The 15,950-nt window shown below is 43.2% G+C and carries 13 protein-coding genes; 5 read left to right on the forward strand and 8 right to left on the reverse strand.

What is annotated here, in order from left to right:
• Nucleotides 1-11: 11 nt before the first annotated feature.
• Entirely contained in the window at nt 12-1,376 is a 1,365-nt protein-coding gene (locus ACQKCP_RS07620; RefSeq protein ID WP_427612035.1) for a Do family serine endopeptidase, read from the reverse strand.
• 937 nt (nt 1,377-2,313) lie between these two features.
• Here ACQKCP_RS07620 and ACQKCP_RS07625 point away from each other — a divergent pair.
• On the forward strand, nt 2,314-4,587 hold the full coding sequence (locus tag ACQKCP_RS07625; protein ID WP_427611881.1) for a cation:proton antiporter: 2,274 nt from the start codon (nt 2,314-2,316) through the stop codon (nt 4,585-4,587).
• A gap of 157 nt (nt 4,588-4,744) precedes the next feature.
• On the opposite strand, the gene tmk is transcribed toward ACQKCP_RS07625, so the two are convergent.
• Both tmk and mltG read right to left on the reverse strand, forming a co-directional pair.
• Nucleotides 4,745-5,386: a dTMP kinase gene (gene tmk / locus ACQKCP_RS07630; protein ID WP_427612036.1), complete on the reverse strand. Its 642-nt coding sequence runs from the start codon at nt 5,384-5,386 to the stop codon at nt 4,745-4,747.
• A 178-nt stretch (nt 5,387-5,564) separates the two neighbouring features.
• On the reverse strand, nt 5,565-6,854 hold the full coding sequence (mltG, locus tag ACQKCP_RS07635) for an endolytic transglycosylase MltG (RefSeq protein WP_201573014.1): 1,290 nt from the start codon (nt 6,852-6,854) through the stop codon (nt 5,565-5,567).
• Nucleotides 6,855-7,024: 170 nt separating this feature from the next.
• Here mltG and ACQKCP_RS07640 point away from each other — a divergent pair, with 170 nt between their 5' ends.
• Nucleotides 7,025-7,789, forward strand: coding sequence for a DpnI domain-containing protein (locus ACQKCP_RS07640; RefSeq protein ID WP_427611882.1), 765 nt, complete (start codon nt 7,025-7,027; stop codon nt 7,787-7,789).
• Here ACQKCP_RS07640 and ACQKCP_RS07645 read toward each other — a convergent pair.
• Complete coding sequence (locus ACQKCP_RS07645; protein ID WP_427611883.1) at nt 7,786-8,280, reverse strand: hypothetical protein; 495 nt, start codon at nt 8,278-8,280, stop codon at nt 7,786-7,788. The genes ACQKCP_RS07640 and ACQKCP_RS07645 overlap by 4 nt on opposite strands.
• 342 nt (nt 8,281-8,622) lie before the next feature.
• Nucleotides 8,623-9,189 carry a hypothetical protein gene (locus tag ACQKCP_RS07650; protein WP_427611884.1) on the reverse strand — a complete coding sequence of 189 codons (567 nt, stop codon included), beginning with the start codon at nt 9,187-9,189 and terminating at the stop codon, nt 8,623-8,625.
• 143 nt (nt 9,190-9,332) lie between these two features.
• On the opposite strand from ACQKCP_RS07650, the gene ACQKCP_RS07655 reads away from it, so the two are divergent.
• Nucleotides 9,333-9,530 carry a DpnD/PcfM family protein gene (locus ACQKCP_RS07655; protein ID WP_427611885.1) on the forward strand — a complete coding sequence of 66 codons (198 nt, stop codon included), beginning with the start codon at nt 9,333-9,335 and terminating at the stop codon, nt 9,528-9,530.
• Between the two features lie 3 nt (nt 9,531-9,533).
• On the opposite strand, the gene ACQKCP_RS07660 is transcribed toward ACQKCP_RS07655, so the two are convergent.
• Both ACQKCP_RS07660 and ACQKCP_RS07665 read right to left on the reverse strand, forming a co-directional pair.
• Nucleotides 9,534-10,526 carry an aminotransferase class IV gene (locus tag ACQKCP_RS07660; protein ID WP_427611886.1) on the reverse strand — a complete coding sequence of 331 codons (993 nt, stop codon included), beginning with the start codon at nt 10,524-10,526 and terminating at the stop codon, nt 9,534-9,536.
• A 3-nt stretch (nt 10,527-10,529) separates the two neighbouring features.
• On the reverse strand, nt 10,530-11,192 hold the full coding sequence (locus ACQKCP_RS07665) for a hypothetical protein (protein ID WP_427611887.1): 663 nt from the start codon (nt 11,190-11,192) through the stop codon (nt 10,530-10,532).
• 490 nt (nt 11,193-11,682) lie between these two features.
• On the opposite strand from ACQKCP_RS07665, the gene aroE reads away from it, so the two are divergent.
• Nucleotides 11,683-12,546: a shikimate dehydrogenase gene (gene aroE, locus ACQKCP_RS07670; protein ID WP_427611888.1), complete on the forward strand. Its 864-nt coding sequence runs from the start codon at nt 11,683-11,685 to the stop codon at nt 12,544-12,546.
• A 32-nt stretch (nt 12,547-12,578) separates the two neighbouring features.
• Here aroE and ACQKCP_RS07675 read toward each other — a convergent pair whose 3' ends face one another.
• A complete protein-coding gene (locus tag ACQKCP_RS07675; RefSeq protein WP_427611889.1) occupies nt 12,579-13,700 on the reverse strand; it encodes an FUSC family protein in 1,122 nt (373 codons plus the stop codon).
• Nucleotides 13,701-14,081: 381 nt separating this feature from the next.
• On the opposite strand from ACQKCP_RS07675, the gene ACQKCP_RS07680 reads away from it, so the two are divergent.
• The gene (locus ACQKCP_RS07680; RefSeq protein WP_191114545.1) at nt 14,082-15,902 is read left to right on the forward strand and encodes an acyl-CoA dehydrogenase C-terminal domain-containing protein; all 1,821 of its coding nucleotides are present in this window, start codon (nt 14,082-14,084) and stop codon (nt 15,900-15,902) included.
• Nucleotides 15,903-15,950 lie beyond the last annotated feature (48 nt).

The following is a 15,950-nucleotide window of genomic DNA, read 5'->3' on the forward strand; positions in this document are numbered from 1 at the left end:
AATCATGACACCTACTCAATACGCAGACCAATAATAGCAGGAATGCCTTGGCGTATAACTTCTATAGTGACCACGCCTTTTTTAGGAAGAGATGAGATAGCACCTGAAAAGTCTGCCACTGTTTTAATCGGCTTTTGATGAAAGTTGGTAATGACATCACCTGCCAGAATACCTGAGCGCGCGGCTAGTCCAGTAGGATCCACTGTGGTAACCAATATGCCCGTTTTATTATCGACTGCGATTTCTGCTTGTTCATCTGCCGTCAAATCGCGTAAACGCAAGCCCAACTGTACATCATCATTTTGCTCATCACCGCTCTGTGCTCTTACATCATTAGGCGCATAAGCGAGCTTACCGTTAATCACCATCTGCTTACCGTTACGCTGAATCCGTGCACGGAAGGAGTCGCTTGGACGCGCTCGATTGAGCAAGTTCAGCAAATCGGATGCCTCCATGATTTGTACGTCATTGTATTGCAAAATGATGTCACCAGGTTTTAGGCCTGATTTTTGTGCTGGTGAATCTGGTGATACACGAGTCAGTAAGGCACCTTGAGGGCGCTCTAAATTATAAGCCTCGGCCAGATTGCGATCGATATCTTGTGGATAAATTCCTAGATATGCACGCGCCACTTCACCGTCGTTTTTTAGCTGCTCATAAATGTCCATGGCAGCGTCAATAGGGATAGAGAATGACAGACCCATATAACCGCCAGTACCACTAAAAATGCGCGAATTGATTCCAATCACTTCACCGCGTTGGTTAAATAGTGGTCCGCCAGAATTACCAGGGTTTAGTGCTACATCCGTTTGAATAAATGGCACGCTCGTCTCACGCGAGAAGCTACGCGACTTGGCACTGACAATACCAGCAGAGGCTGAGTAGTCAAAACCAAATGGCGAACCGATTGCTAATACTGGCTCCCCTACTTTTAAACCACTGGAGTCGCCAATAGGCAGGGCTGGAAATTGATTTCCCTCAACTTTCAGCACGGCCACATCTGAGCGCTCGTCACTACCAACTAAAGTTGCATCAAGCTCGGTTCTATCATTGAGCGTCACAGTGATTTTGTCCGCCCCTGCGATGACATGATGATTGGTCAGCATATATCCATTGGAGGTAATAAAAAAGGCCGTACCATAAGCATGTTCAATCGCTGGCGTCGCGACTCGATCAGGAATACGTAGACGATCACCAAAGAACTGACGCAACACTTCAGCAGTCTGAGCCTTAGCAAGCTCGGCTTCACTAATCGTTTTGGTGACATTGACGCGTGCTACTGCTGGCGTGACTTGTTGCACCAAACCAGAGAAATCAGCCGTAGTGACTGCAGCCTGAGCACTGTTTATCGTCGTGACATTAATACTAGCGAACATCGCGGTACTAACAGCGAGTGCCAGCGCACTACGCTGTAACCAGCGCTGCATATTGGCAGTGGTCTGTCCTTTGAACATATTGATAGGCATTTTGTGTCCTCCATATGAGTAATCGCTGTTATTAACAGCCACGTTATGATTGTCAGCGATAGCGACTACACCAAGCGGCATACCCCTATTCGTTACTATTTGGTGAAATTATACTCACTTATCTCTTGATACTACGCAGCACTTTTATTCGAACTTATTGTCATAGCTATTTAGCAATTACTTTACGCTTATTTTTATCCCTACTCATTACTTGAATATTTATAGAGTGCTTTTCTTTAGAAGATGGTTAATAGTGTCTTATAAAAATAAACCATGTCAGCTATCAGTATATGACATTTCATAGCGCCAACACTATTATCCTGTGCGCGCGACGTGCATGCCCCACGCAGCTATTGTATGATAAATAAAAACTTAAAGTATTGTGCTGATGCTTTTTGCATAGTGCAGGATAACCCAAGACAGCGTTATTTCATACGGTCTTCGTATACTTTTATGGCCGTGACATAGCTTTTTAGCAGGTACGGCTTACATCAGCTTGAAATAAAATCATGGTATGATGTCAAACCAAATATTTTACTAAACAAACAAAAGTTAGCTTGTATATAAGACTGTTTATTGCAGGTTTATAAACTGGCTATCATCACTCTTGTTTTCCATCTTTTGCATTTCTAGCGTATTGTGATTTATCTAGAAGCGCTTTTGTCTTTGCTACTTTATAGTAGTTATATCATATCTAGCTTATGTTGTGATTCATGATGGCTATCAGTGCGATGGCCTAGCTACAACAAAAACGGATAACAACTTATTGTTAAATAAACGGTAGCGACTATCTTATAACAGCTATTGATAGATATAAAATATGACAAGATTATAAAAGGATTAATTTATGGATACCGCCCTTTTGCTATCCGGCGTGGTTGGGATTGGCATTGCCGCCCAATGGTTGGCTTGGTATTTAAAGCAACCATCCATTTTATTTTTATTACTGATTGGTATTATCGTCGGCCCAGTGCTGGGTGTATTTGACCCAGATCTGGTATTAGGCGAGCTGATGTTTCCTTTCATCTCTTTGGGCGTAGCGATTATCCTATTTGAGGGCTCGCTAACGCTAGAGTTCGATGAGATTAAGCAACACGGTACCGTGGTACAGATGCTGGTATCGGTCGGTGTACTGATTACGATTGCTATCGTGGCCCTATCGACTTATTTACTATTTGATGTCGATCCATTGATTGCTCTACTCTTCGGTGCACTGGTCTGTGTGACTGGTCCAACGGTCATTATGCCGCTGCTGCGTAGTGTACGCCCTAACAAAACCATTTCCAATATCTTGAAATGGGAAGGTATTATCATTGACCCAATCGGCGCTATCGCTGTGGTATTGGTCTATGAGTACATTATCTCAGGCGGCGAAGCCAGTAGTATTCTACTGTTTGCTAAGATTGTCGTATTGGCAACGGCAATGGGTATGGCAGGTGCTTGGCTACTTGCGTTCCTCATGCGTCGTCATATGATTCCTGAGTTTTTGCGTAATGTCTTTACTCTAGCATTTGTACTGGTGTTATTTTCGATATCGAATCATCTAGAGCATGAATCTGGTCTATTGACCGTCACCGTATTGGGCGTGGCATTGGCAAACTGGCCAAAATTCCCACGTGAGACGATTTTAGAGTTCAATGAATCGTTGACCATTTTGCTGATTTCAGTGCTGTTCATCATTCTGGCGGCGCGTGTAGAGTTGGCAAGTTTGCTCAGCGTTGGTTTTGCAGGGCTAGTGCTGCTCGCTATCGTGATGTTTGTCGCACGCCCACTATCAGTCTGGGCATCCGCTATCGGCTCTAACCTTAAGACCAATGAAAAGCTGATGATTAGTTGGATTGGGCCACGTGGTATCGTTGCTGCTGCTATTTCATCCCTGTTTGCGATTCGTTTGCAAGAGTATGATATTCAGGGCGTAGAGCTACTTGTACCTCTAGTATTTATGGTCATCATTGGTACGGTCATGATTCAGGGCTTGGGTGCAAAAGTCGTCGGTAATCTACTAGGCGTACGTGAGCCTGAGACCAACGGTATCCTTATCGTTGGCTCAAACCCAATTGCGTTATTGATTGCTACCTCTCTCAAAGACCAAGGCTTCGACGTCATCGTTGCCCACAATAACTACACCAATATTGCACGCGCACGCATGAGCGGTCTGCGTACTTACTTCGGTAACCCCATCTCTGATCACGCAGATCATCATCTAGATCTAATCGGTATTGGTCGTCTGTTTGCGATGAGTATGGACAAAGAAATGAATACGTTATCCGAGATTCACTATCGTCATGAATTTGGTGAGCGTAAGCTATACCGACTTAAATTCAGTGACGAAAAGGTTAAAAGCGAGCGTGATGATAAGCAATCGAACTTCCACTCACAGTGGTTGTTTGGCAAAGATGTGACCTATACTAAGCTTGCCAGTATGCTGTCCAAAAAAGCTCGAATTAAGATTACTAACATCACGGATAGCTATAGCTTTGAGCAGTATAAAGCGGATAATAAACAATTCGTACCGCTATATACCGTCGATAAAGAAGGCAAACTGCACGTCATCACCGATAAGTTTGACGGTACTGTCCCTCGTGACCGTAAGCTTATATCGCTAGTGGTAGACGATGAAGTACAGCCGAAGCCAGTCGATGTAACGCCTAAGCAAGAGCAGGCTCGCATGGCAGCTGATGCTAACTTTGAATCCAACTCAAAAGCACCTGAAAAGCGCAAAGAGCAGGAGCCTAACCCTGACGATAGTCAAACAGCAGCGCCAGAGCCTTCGGTAGATAGTGACAAAAGCGATGAGCAAAACACTGCTAATCAGTCATCAACTAACCAAAGCAGTAGCATTGAAACTAAGTCACCTTCTAGTACTACCGTAGAGAAAAGTGAGCCAGTAGAAGAGCCAAAAACATCTGCTACTAATGGGGATAATAAAGGTGTCATGTCTGCAAATTCGACAGCGACTTCGAAGACCAAAACCTCTACGAACAGTAATGGCAATGGTAGTGCGCCTAAAAACAAAAAAGGGGCGCTTGACCCAAATCGTCTACCTGACTCTGCTCAAGATAGCGACGCCTCTATCGCTACTACTGATGGTGTAAAAGTAGATAAAATAGATGATAAATAACGTGCATAGTTATTTGCTTTATTGACTTAAAGATGAAAGATTTACCTTAATAAAAAGCCCCAGCAATATGCTGGGGCTTTTTTATTGGTGCTAACTAACTGACTGACTAAATATCGATACATTTAACTGCATTATAAATCTATTTGGCAAAATTTAATTACTTGATATCGAATCTGTCCATAACTGTCTGCCATATACGCGCACTCACATCATCCGTACTGCCCGATGCATCAATACGCTGTATGCGCTCAGGGTATTCGCTCGCAAGCTGACTAAAACCAGTATGCACCCAAGTAAAAAACTCGGTAGCCTGCTGCTCAAAACGATCTGCCGCACTGCGCTTATTGGCACGTTTCATACCTTCTGCTACTGGTAAATCTAGCCACAGTGTCAGCTCAGGAAGCTGCGTCACAAATTGTTTGATAAGCATATCGATTTTGCCGCGTACCAACTCATCGCCATACGCACGTCCAAAGCCCTGATACGCGATGGTAGAATCGGTAAACCTATCACATATCACCCAAGTACCATTTTGGAGCGCTGGTAAAATGAATTGCTGCATATGATCACAGCGCGCCGCAAACAATAGTAGCAGCTCAGTATCGTCTTCGATATCCGTCGCTGGGTCCAATAATATGTCACGCAATTGCTCAGCAAATGGGCTGCCACCCGGCTCACGAGTACGCAGATATGGAATGCCATTAGCTTCTAAGCGCAAACACAGCTGTTCAATCGCGGTAGTTTTTCCTACGCCTTCGGTCCCTTCAAAACTAACAAAGCGGCCTAAAGTAGGTGCCATCTCCGTATTCGAAGCACTTGCTTCAGGTAGATTCGATGATGGTGTATTGGTATGTGACGGTGTTGCGCTGGTATGCATAGATACTGACATGATATGACCTTATGTCATTGATGAGCGCTACCTCTACTTTGTAGCGCTCAATAAACGATAAGTTTTTTAAGAAGATTAAGAAGGAATATTACTGCGGCGGCGTTTGAGATTTTTTCTCACGCATGACACTGAGATAGTCTTTTACCGCTTGATTGTGCTCAGCCAAGCTATTGGTAAATTTGTGCCCGCCATTGCCCGTTGCCACAAAATACAAGGCCTCACTATCGGCAGGATGTAAGGTCGCTTCGATAGAGGCCGCTGATGGTAGCGCAATTGGCGTTGGCGGTAAACCATCAATTTGGTAGGTGTTGTAAGACGTTTTTTCATTGATGTCTTTGCGGCGAATATTGCCATCATAGCGACTGCCCATACCATAGATAATAGTCGGGTCCGTCTGCATACGCATGTTTTTATTCAAGCGATTTCTAAATACGGCAGAGACTAAAGGACGCTCATCAGCAACGCTGGTCTCTTTTTCAATAATAGACGCCATCACTAACGCTTCGTAAGGACTCTTATAAGGCAGATTCGGCGCACGATTTTCCCACGCATCAGTCAGTACCTGCTGCTGACGCTTATACAAGTCAGTCAATACTTTTTTATCGCTGGTTCCTTCACCATAATAATAGGTATCAGGCGCGAACCAACCTTCAAGATTATAGTTAACAATCGGGTCACTACTATTAGCCACACTATCTGGCAATACACCCGTCAAATCTAGTGCTTGGGCAATACTCGCATTGTCACTATCTGCAGTCAGTACTTCTTTTTCGATTTTGTCATTATCGCGCAGCGCTTGGTAAAGGTCTTTAGATGTCTTACCTTCGATAATCTGTACCTTGACCATGGCCGCTTTTGCGCCTTGACCTAGTATCTGTAACGCCTCAGCGATAGTCGGGTTTTCAGGTAATTGATACGTACCAGCATGCAACGGCGCATCGACTTGCGATTTGATATACAGCTTGGCCACGCCTGCCGAAAACAGCGGAATCTGCTGCTGCCACTGCGGTAATAGACCATAATACGTCTGACCTGGTTCAATCGTGACCATTTGCTGCGGCTGCTCGATACGACCAAACAACGTCTGATAAACCATGACCAAGAAAAATGCAGCAATAAGCCCTAGCACTAGCAGCACTTGATAGCCACGTTGCATAAAAAAAGATGGGTTATTGACTTTATATTGACGCGGTTTACTGTTACCACTGATGAGCGAGACATTGGTTGCTGGCGTTGCTGATGTGTCTTCCACCTCATCTACCACTGGTTGCGCGTCCGGCAGCGTGGTATCGACACGCTCCTCGACTGTGCCATCTTGCTTGTTTGACGGCGACTCATTGGGACGTTCAGGTGGTATATTGGGTGTAGGCTTGCTCATGGCAACTCGCGAGGCAGATGTTTGCTAGAATTTAGCACTGAACCGTGCGATTTTCAATGGTATTTGCTTAGCTTATGAATTATCTTGCTATTGATAGCCGTTTATATGGCTTAATACTTAAGCGTTTTTTTCAGTATTCTCAGCTTATCTATTAATAATGAAAATATCTTATGAACCTACATTTTAACCAAAGTCTTGCTAAAAACTATCACTCTGAACCTCAAAAAGTTCGTGTACTCAGCGAAGCATGGGTAAAAGAAAATAGTTACTGCACCAATTGTAGCGCCCAATCGCTTGCTGAGTTTGCTAATAACAAACCTGCCGCTGATTTTTATTGCGAAAATTGTAATGAGCAATATGAGCTAAAAAGTAAAAAAGCCAAGTTAAGCAATATTGTCAATGATGGCGCTTATAAGACGATGATTGAGCGTATCAATAGTAAGAACAATCCCAGCTTTTTCTTTTTAACCTACTCAAAAGAATACACCGTCAATAATTTTCTGATTATTCCTAAGCATTTCTTTACACCCGATATTATTGTTAAGCGTAAACCCTTATCAGTTACTGCCAAACGAGCAGGTTGGGTTGGTTGCAATATTGACTTACGCCACGTACCCGAATCAGGCAAAGTATTTTTGGTCAAAGACCAACAAGTTATACCGCGTGAAAATGTCACTCAACAGTTCCAAAAGACTTTGTTTTTACGCAAGCAATCTATGGCTTCACGCGGTTGGACACTCGATGTCTGGCAATGTATCGACCGACTCGATGACAGTTTTTCTCTCAATCAAGTTTATGCTTTTGCTGATGAGTTGCAGCTCAAACATCCTGAAAACAAGCACGTAAAAGATAAAATTCGCCAACAATTACAAGTATTACGAGATAAAGGCATCATTGAATTTGTAAGCCGTGGTCATTATCGAAAGCTATACTAAGAACACTTATCATCCCATAATGGTAAACCTTTGGCAGCAACCAAACGACCGTAAAACTTATGAGGAGGGTAATCTAGCTCAAGCTCATCATTTACTTTGAAAAAGTGTTTCACATTGCCATCGAGACAGGTATAAGCTCGATTTTTTACCTGTTTATTCCAGCTGATTAACAGCCCTAACGGAGTGCGAGAAGCTTTAATAAAGGCTTGTCTTTCGATTGTGATTGCACACATCACAGTATCTTCATGAAACTGCTTATCTAAACCTTGTTCAATGACTTCTTGACGGGTATGCGCATACTTAAACACACTCCCAAATGCTGTGTATTTTTTATCTTTCTTAGAATAAACAATACTAAATGCTATCTGTGAATAACAAGGTAAGTGAATTATTTCATCAGGGTTTCTTTTCGCTGCACAGCAAACTTTATTAAATATCATCAATCTACGAACTTGTAGTGGAATTCGTTGATCTTCATATGTAGTACGCATTTATTATCCCCTGTTAAATAGTATTGGATAGAATGCAATCATTGATCGATTAACATCAGTACGCAATACTCATTAACAAAAGACGATCAATTATGAAGAACGTTATTGGAGATATGCATCACTCAATAGACTTCTTGCGAAAGTACCAGTGCATTAACTTCGATTGACGGAGCCTCAAAGGCGAGTGGTGATTTATGTAAGAAGGCTGATACGTCATATAAACACAGTATCAAGATCATAATATTACAGCCGCTAAAATTTATTAGCAGCTATAATTATAAGTAGTAACTTAATTATGAGCTTCGTATAACATAGTAATTATTTCAAACGCTTTTCATTAAATTATATCAAACGCCTTTCATTATAACGTTCAGGTCTAGGTTCGCCTTGATTGTCACGGTATACATCTGCAATTAACTCATCTCTATCATCCCATAGTGGCAGACGAGCTGTCGCAACTAGACGGTCATGAAACTTATGCGGTGGGTAATCCGAATCAATTTCATCATTTATCCGAAAAAAAACTTCTTCACGATAGTCAACATAAGCATGCATTCTATTCTTTACATATTTATTCCAATACCACACTAATTGTATAGGTGTACTAGCTGGGCGAGTAAACTGCTTTAGATTAACAGTCAGCGCGCACTTTACTGGCTCGTCGTTAGGAAAAATGCGAATACGTTGCTCAATAACTTCTTCGGGTGTTTGTGCATACTCAAACACACCACCAAAGGCTATAAATTTCTTAAAATCCTTTAGATACATAACTCCAAGTGATAACTGAGTAAATTTTGATAAATGAATAATTTCATCAGGTTCTTTCTTCGCTAATTTACAGATTTCATCAAAAACCATCAAACGACGGATTTGTAGCGGGATACTTTCATCTTCATAAACTTCGTACATTGGCTTATCTCCTTATTAGATAAGCAGCATTGATCGATTTGCTTTAAGACACAAGACCACGTAACAAAAGACGATCACTTCTTTCGAGGGCTTTTGCTAATCTACTTGCTATAAATGACTGAAGTGATATATGAGAATCGAGTGTGAATATAATAAGAAAAGATAAAAAGGCAGCACAAACCTTTCAAGTTGAAATTGTCGAAACATTAAGCACTATCGTGGATGTTGTCGCAGAAGATGAGCAAAGTGCACTTTTGAAAGCGCAAGAGATGTATAGAAATGAGCAAGTGGTTTTACATCCAGATGATTTTATTGATACCCAATTCAATATCTTTCAGTAACAGCTAGGCAGATTCAAAATCCACAACATCACCTGATAATAACGTCAGACTGCTCATTGGCATGATACCGCGCAGTGCATTGCAAAAGAAAAGCTGAGTTAGCTTAGGTAAATCCTCATCTTGTAGCGACCTGATTATGACTGGATATTGCGTCGTCGATAGTGCATCTATAATTACTTGACGCATGACGCCAGCGACACCCGATTGAGCCATAGAAGGGGTGTACCACTGACCGGTGGTTAGGTAGTTTTCATTATCTTTATGAATACTAGAGCTAGTTTTGGATTCTGATAGTGGTGCTTCTGCCAATTGATAGAATACATTACTCATCGTACCCTCAACCCACTGCCCGCCCATATCACGTAGCAGTCCTTCACCAAGTGTTGAAGCAAGCTTTGATGCCAATGGCTCAGCTTTTATACATTGTAGCTCACCACTAGCGAGAACATTGTCTAAACGATTAAGGCTCTTGAGACCTGCCAGCGGTGGCGGTAAGCAAGCAATCTGAGAGGACAAGCATATTGCCGAAGCATTAGGTTGGATAGGTACCAATTTTCCATCAGGCAAAGACAATTGCAGTGCAGTAGAAACTCTCATTGCAGTAGCCTTTAGCCATATCTCACAGTCGCTACCATTTGTACTAGGTGTATAGCCATAACCGCGTACATTCTGCGCAGCGCGAGTGACCACTAGCTTGAGCATACCCTGCTCTAACTGCTGGGCATACAGTTGCAGTACTGCTAATAGCTCTTCGCTGTTTATGTTTAGATGCAAGGCTTCAGCATGAGAGACAAGCCGCTGATAATGATAATCTGACCATAGTATCAACCCATCAATGACGCCCATGGTGGTAAAAAACCCATCAGCGTATGCCAGTCCGCGATTATCTAAAGACATCGTTACCGTTTGGCTGGTTGCCCTATCCTCTTCGGTCACACTGCTGTCTTGAGGGTACAGACACACCCAGCCGTTTGGCACTGACATCGTATCGGTCATGATTTAGCTATTGTCTGTTTGAGCAGCGGCTTTATTGATAACCAGCATGCAACTGTAGAACTCACATTTTGCTAGCTCTATCTTTTGTCCACCGACGATTCTATTTTTGATGATTTGACTATTGAGCATATCAGCAACCATTTTACCGCCATCATCGCCCATCAATTGACGCGATAGCTGATAGGCTTTTTTGGCGTGGTTTTGGCTCAGCTCTTTTTCTTTGTCTGTGTCAGTAGGATTGGCATAGTACCAGCCAAGCTCTAGATATTTTTCAGAGTCGATAATATCTAGATAAGGCGCATCCGTTTTCATAAAGCGATATTTCGCCGCTGGATTACTGGCATAGTCTAGGCTGTTTTCGTCAGTGCTCATCACTTCGCCAAACACGGATTTTATACTATCTAACTCATCTACAGCGAGCGACTCAACCTTATCCGCACCCCATGCTGTGACATCATATCTCACTGGCGTGCCTTGCTGAGCAGTGGCACCGTCTAGGTCAGGGTTGTTTGCGCTGTCCTGTACTGGCTCATTCGTCGTTGCCTGCTCAGTGGTCTCCGCATCTGGATTTGGAGCATCTTCTTTGGTGCTGTCACAGCCACTGAGCGTCACACCAACTGCCATTATCGTACCGACTAGAAGGGTCTGTAGGTTAGGATTCCACATGGATAATTTACTCACACTTTTAGATTGATCTCGAAATAGTATTAACGAGCTGGCAAGAACGCCGCTGATAACGAATAGTTTTCAATAAAGAGCATATTTCACAAATATTATAATCTAGCAGTCATTACAGCATATTGATATAGGTTTCCATATTTTATAGTTTACCCAACTGCTCAGCACTTGACTACCTTTTACGTTACGCGGAGTACTCCCCGAGAGTACAGATTTGTTAAATATATAACGTACCAAAACGACCTTCTCTTTAATAGAAAGTACAAAACTGCTTGCGCGTGTTTTGCGTATGTTTGCCTCAATGTCACAATTTATTTTCAAAAGCGATAAGGCTGCCTCTGACTAACAATGTCACTTCCTAATCATTGATTGGTGATGGCCTCTTGGTTTGTCAATTATAGCGTTATCCCTTATGATGATTGAGCGCCACTTATTGCTTCTTTGATAGTATTTTTATTTTCTAGCCAGCGGACTATTTATGACCCAACACTTTATCGTTATTGGCAATCCAATCGCCCATAGTAAATCTCCTGAGATTCATGAGCAGTTTGCTATTCAAGCAGGGATTGATATTAGCTATCAGCGTCAGTACTGCCCTGATAATGCCGCTAGTTTTACGGCTGTCGTTGAGGCGTTTTTTTGCGGTGGCGGTGTGGGTGCCAACGTAACGGTTCCTTTTAAACAAGTCGCTTATGATTGCTGTGCGGCGCGTGGTGGTTTATCAGAACATGCCAAGACGGCAGGTGCGGTCAATACATTACTGTTGAACAAGGCACTATTAGAAAGAGGCGTACCAATCACCGAAGCACTCTATGGTGACAACACGGATGGGCAAGGACTCGTCAATCACGTCGTAAGCTTGGGCTGGCCACTAACTGATGCTCGTGTGGCGCTAATAGGTGCAGGCGGTGCCGCGCGTGGCGTGATATTGCCACTATTTGAAGCAGGTATTAACTCTCTCAAGATCGCCAATCGCACCGTGTCTAAGGCAGCTGACTTGGTAAATGAGCTGAGTGCGGCCAGCTCAATAATCGATAATCAACATATCGAGGTTTGTGCGACCAATAAACTCAGTGGCTCTTTTGACATTATCATTAATGCCACTTCTATTGGCTTGTCAGGTGATACGTTGCCGCTGGATGATGCTCTAAACTGTCAATACGCTTACGACATGATGTATGGACGTCCGCTACCGTTCTTGCAGCATTTTGCCGCTCGCGGCGCACAGACCTCTGAAGGCTACGGTATGCTTATCGGTCAAGCCGCTTTAAGCTTTGAGCGTTGGACTGGGCATACTATCGATGTAGCACAAGCGACAACAGCGCTAAATAAAGACAGTTAATCAAAGAAGAATCTTTGCAAAGCTCTACCCTATTAACTAAAACGTAGTAATAGCCAATTTTCAAAGCGGCGTAGCGGTACACGCAATCTCGTAGAGTGTATCGCTAGACCACCACTCAGTCCAATCATGCAGCCGAGCGCCGTATCAATCATACGTGCTTGGATAACCTCCCCAACGACTGGAGGCACTGACATCGTACTACCATACTCAGCGATAAATATCGTCAGCGGCGTGATAAATATCACCGCCAGTCCATAATGCCGATCCACAAACGATTCAATCAAAAACATCATACACAATATTGCGATAGCAATGCCCCATACCGAGAGTCCCCAAGACAGCATCCAGCCCGCTACGCCCATGCCAGCTAATGTACCTAATAATCGATGCAACTGTTTGATCCACATGGTTCGTAGCTGCATACCTTGGATGATAATAAAGCAGCTCATCGCTGCCCAATAGGGATAAGGCAGCTCTAACAGAACGGCAACGACCAATGCCAAACTAACAAAACTTACCACGATAAGACTATCGCTAATCATATCAGGCTGATAGTCATAGACAGGTACAGAAGCAACAGGACGCGTCGCCAATAAGAACAAACTATAGAGTAGCGCTAACAACATCGAGGAGCCACTACCCAGTATCACAAGCCCTATCGCTGAGAGCACTTGATCAATCGGCACGGGGATAAATAGCGCAATCGCACCCGCCATCAACACAAACAATCCCGCTGGTGGTGGTTGTCGATAGTAACGACCTAGCATCACTACGCTAATCCCTATCAGCATAAACACGGACAGCCGCAGCATTGGTATCAGTTGCGCGATCAGACCCAGTGCAAAGCTAAGTATCATCGCAAACCCCCAAGCCATGACTGTCACTAGCCGATGTGGTAGCCCGCCTACAAATGGTAGGTTTAGAATAATCATCGAGCCTAGCGAGGCTTTGATACCTGAAGACAAGTCACCAAAATAAGCCCCTACAAACACCGGAAAGCTAATCGCTATCGCCGCGATGATTGGCATATGCCATGGTCGATGACTACGATTGACTGTCAGTAGATGATTCAGCTCACCATCGATTAACCCCTTAATTCGAGTTAATAGTGTGCCCAACCAAGAGGTTCGCTGTTGCTTTTTCGAGGTGCTCATAAATGGCTTTCCTATTTGATAAGTCCATTTGTCTTTGAATTTAGATGAGTATACATAGCCCTTTATAGAATAATTTCAAGCGAAGATACAATTTACCTATACAAACTAAAATGAATTAATAACATAATTAATCATGAATAATAGTTATTAGTTGTATATTTGTCGCTGTAGAAGATTTATAATCATATCAACGCCATAACAGCTGTCCGTCGCTAAAGACGTTCTAATAACTAATACACTGGAAAGCTGTCCACTAATAATTCACTTGATGACTAATATAACGTCTAGCTCATCTAAAATAAGTAAATATCGCTTACATAAGTTGTGACTCAGATATTGCGCCATAAGTCTATGATAGCGAACTAACCAAAGAGAGCGATTATGTTAACTTACAAAGCCCCCTTACGTGATATCAAATTTTTGATTAATGATGTATTTGACTATCAGACGCATTATAAAAGCTTAGACAATGGCGAAAACGCTGATCCTGAAACTGTAGACATGATTCTACAAGGCATGGCTGATTTTGCTGAAAACGTCATTGCCCCGCTCTATCAATCAGGTGGTGAAGAAGGCTGTCATTTTGAAGATGGCGTCGTGACCACGCCAAAGGGCTTCAAAGAGGCTTATGACCAGTTTGTAGAAGGCGGCTGGCAAGGTATCTCATATCCTGAAGAATTCGGTGGTATGAATCTGCCAACGTCAATCAACCTTATTAAAGCTGAGATGATTGGTACTGCTAACTGGTCATGGTCGATGTATCCTGGTCTATCAACAGGTTGTATCAACACATTGCTTCAGTACGGTACTGACGAGCAAAAAGCACTGTACCTACCTAAGCTGGTCGAAGGCTCATGGGCAGGTACCATGTGTCTGACTGAACCACAATGTGGTACAGATTTGGGTCAAGTTAAATCAAAAGCCATTCCACAAGATGACGGTACCTATAAAATCAGCGGTACCAAAATCTTTATCTCAAGCGGTGAGCATGACTTAACAGATAACATCGTCCATATCGTTCTAGCACGTCTACCAAATGCACCTGAAGGCACACGCGGTATCTCACTATTTATCGTACCAAAATTCACCCCGAACGCTGAAGGTGAAGCTGGCGAGCGCAATGCCGTCGTTTGTGGTTCAATTGAGCACAAAATGGGCATCAGCGCATCTTCGACATGTGTATTGAACTTCGACGGCGCAGTCGGCTACTTGATTGGCGAACCGCATAAAGGCCTAAAAGCTATGTTCACTTTTATGAACACGGCTCGTATCGGTACTGGTATCCAAGGTCTGGCGCATACTGAATTGTCTTTCCAAAACGCCTTGCCATATGCCAAAGAACGCCGTTCTATGCGTACGCTATCTGGTACTAAAGATCCTGAAAAAGTAGCTGATGCTATTATCCATCATGCCGACGTACGCCGTATGCTACTGACGCAAAAAGCCTTTGCTGAAGGCGGTCGCTCAATGATTTATCATTCAGCACGTTATGCAGACAAAATGGCACAAGGTATTGTCAATGGCGATGATGAAGAGTTCGAAAAGTGGGACGACAAATTGGGCTTCTATACGCCAATTCTAAAAGGCTTCTTAACTGAGCTAGGTATCGAAGCTGCTAAACACGGTCAGCAAGTCTATGGTGGTCACGGCTACATCAAAGAATGGGGCATGGAGATGATCGCTCGTGATGCTCGTATTGCGACGATGTATGAAGGGACTACTGGCGTACAAGCACTTGATCTACTAGGTCGTAAAGTTATCTTACAGTCTAAAGGTAAGATTATCCGTGATTACACGTCAAGCATCATGAAATGGTGCGGCGAGTACGCACTCGATAAAGAAATGCGTAAATTCGTTTGGGCACTAACCAAACTATGTGCTGAGTGGAACACCTTAACGGTACGCTTGATGTTGATGGCACGTAAAGACCGTGAAATCATCTCAGCAGCGTCAGAGGACTTCCTAATGTACTCAGGCTACGTGATGATGGGCTATCATTGGGCTCGTATGGCAGCGGTCGCTTACGAAAAGCTAGAAACCGGCGGCACAGAAGCACCAGAATTCTACAAAGCAAAAATTCAGACTGCTGAATTCTACTTTGATAAGTTGCTACCACGCACTTCTGGTCACGCAGAAGCGATGGTTGCTCCAAGCGAAAGCATGACATCAATGGAAATCGATCACTTTGCTTTCTTAGACTAGAATTGCATCGATAATCAATAAAAAAGCGCCTATCATTTAGGCGCTTTT

The sequence above is a fragment of the Psychrobacter sp. NPDC078631 genome, assembly GCF_050268165.1.
Classification (GTDB): Bacteria; Pseudomonadota; Gammaproteobacteria; order Pseudomonadales; family Moraxellaceae; genus Psychrobacter.

Bases quoted from the DNA above. Each gene is read 5' to 3' on its own strand.
- ACQKCP_RS07650 (WP_427611884.1), bottom strand. From the start codon at position 9,189: ATGTACGAAGTTTATGAAGATGAAAGTATCCCGCTACAAATCCGTCGT.
- ACQKCP_RS07625 (WP_427611881.1), top strand. From the start codon at position 2,314: ATGGATACCGCCCTTTTGCTATCCGGCGTGGTTGGGATTGGCATTGCC.
- ACQKCP_RS07645 (WP_427611883.1), bottom strand. From the start codon at position 8,280: ATGCGTACTACATATGAAGATCAACGAATTCCACTACAAGTTCGTAGA.
- tmk (WP_427612036.1), bottom strand. From the start codon at position 5,386: ATGGCACCTACTTTAGGCCGCTTTGTTAGTTTTGAAGGGACCGAAGGC.
- mltG (WP_201573014.1), bottom strand. From the start codon at position 6,854: ATGAGCAAGCCTACACCCAATATACCACCTGAACGTCCCAATGAGTCG.
- ACQKCP_RS07640 (WP_427611882.1), top strand. From the start codon at position 7,025: ATGAACCTACATTTTAACCAAAGTCTTGCTAAAAACTATCACTCTGAA.
- ACQKCP_RS07680 (WP_191114545.1), top strand. From the start codon at position 14,082: ATGTTAACTTACAAAGCCCCCTTACGTGATATCAAATTTTTGATTAAT.
- aroE (WP_427611888.1), top strand. From the start codon at position 11,683: ATGACCCAACACTTTATCGTTATTGGCAATCCAATCGCCCATAGTAAA.
- ACQKCP_RS07660 (WP_427611886.1), bottom strand. From the start codon at position 10,526: ATGACCGATACGATGTCAGTGCCAAACGGCTGGGTGTGTCTGTACCCT.
- ACQKCP_RS07675 (WP_427611889.1), bottom strand. From the start codon at position 13,700: ATGAGCACCTCGAAAAAGCAACAGCGAACCTCTTGGTTGGGCACACTA.
- ACQKCP_RS07620 (WP_427612035.1), bottom strand. From the start codon at position 1,376: ATGTTCGCTAGTATTAATGTCACGACGATAAACAGTGCTCAGGCTGCA.
- ACQKCP_RS07665 (WP_427611887.1), bottom strand. From the start codon at position 11,192: ATGTGGAATCCTAACCTACAGACCCTTCTAGTCGGTACGATAATGGCA.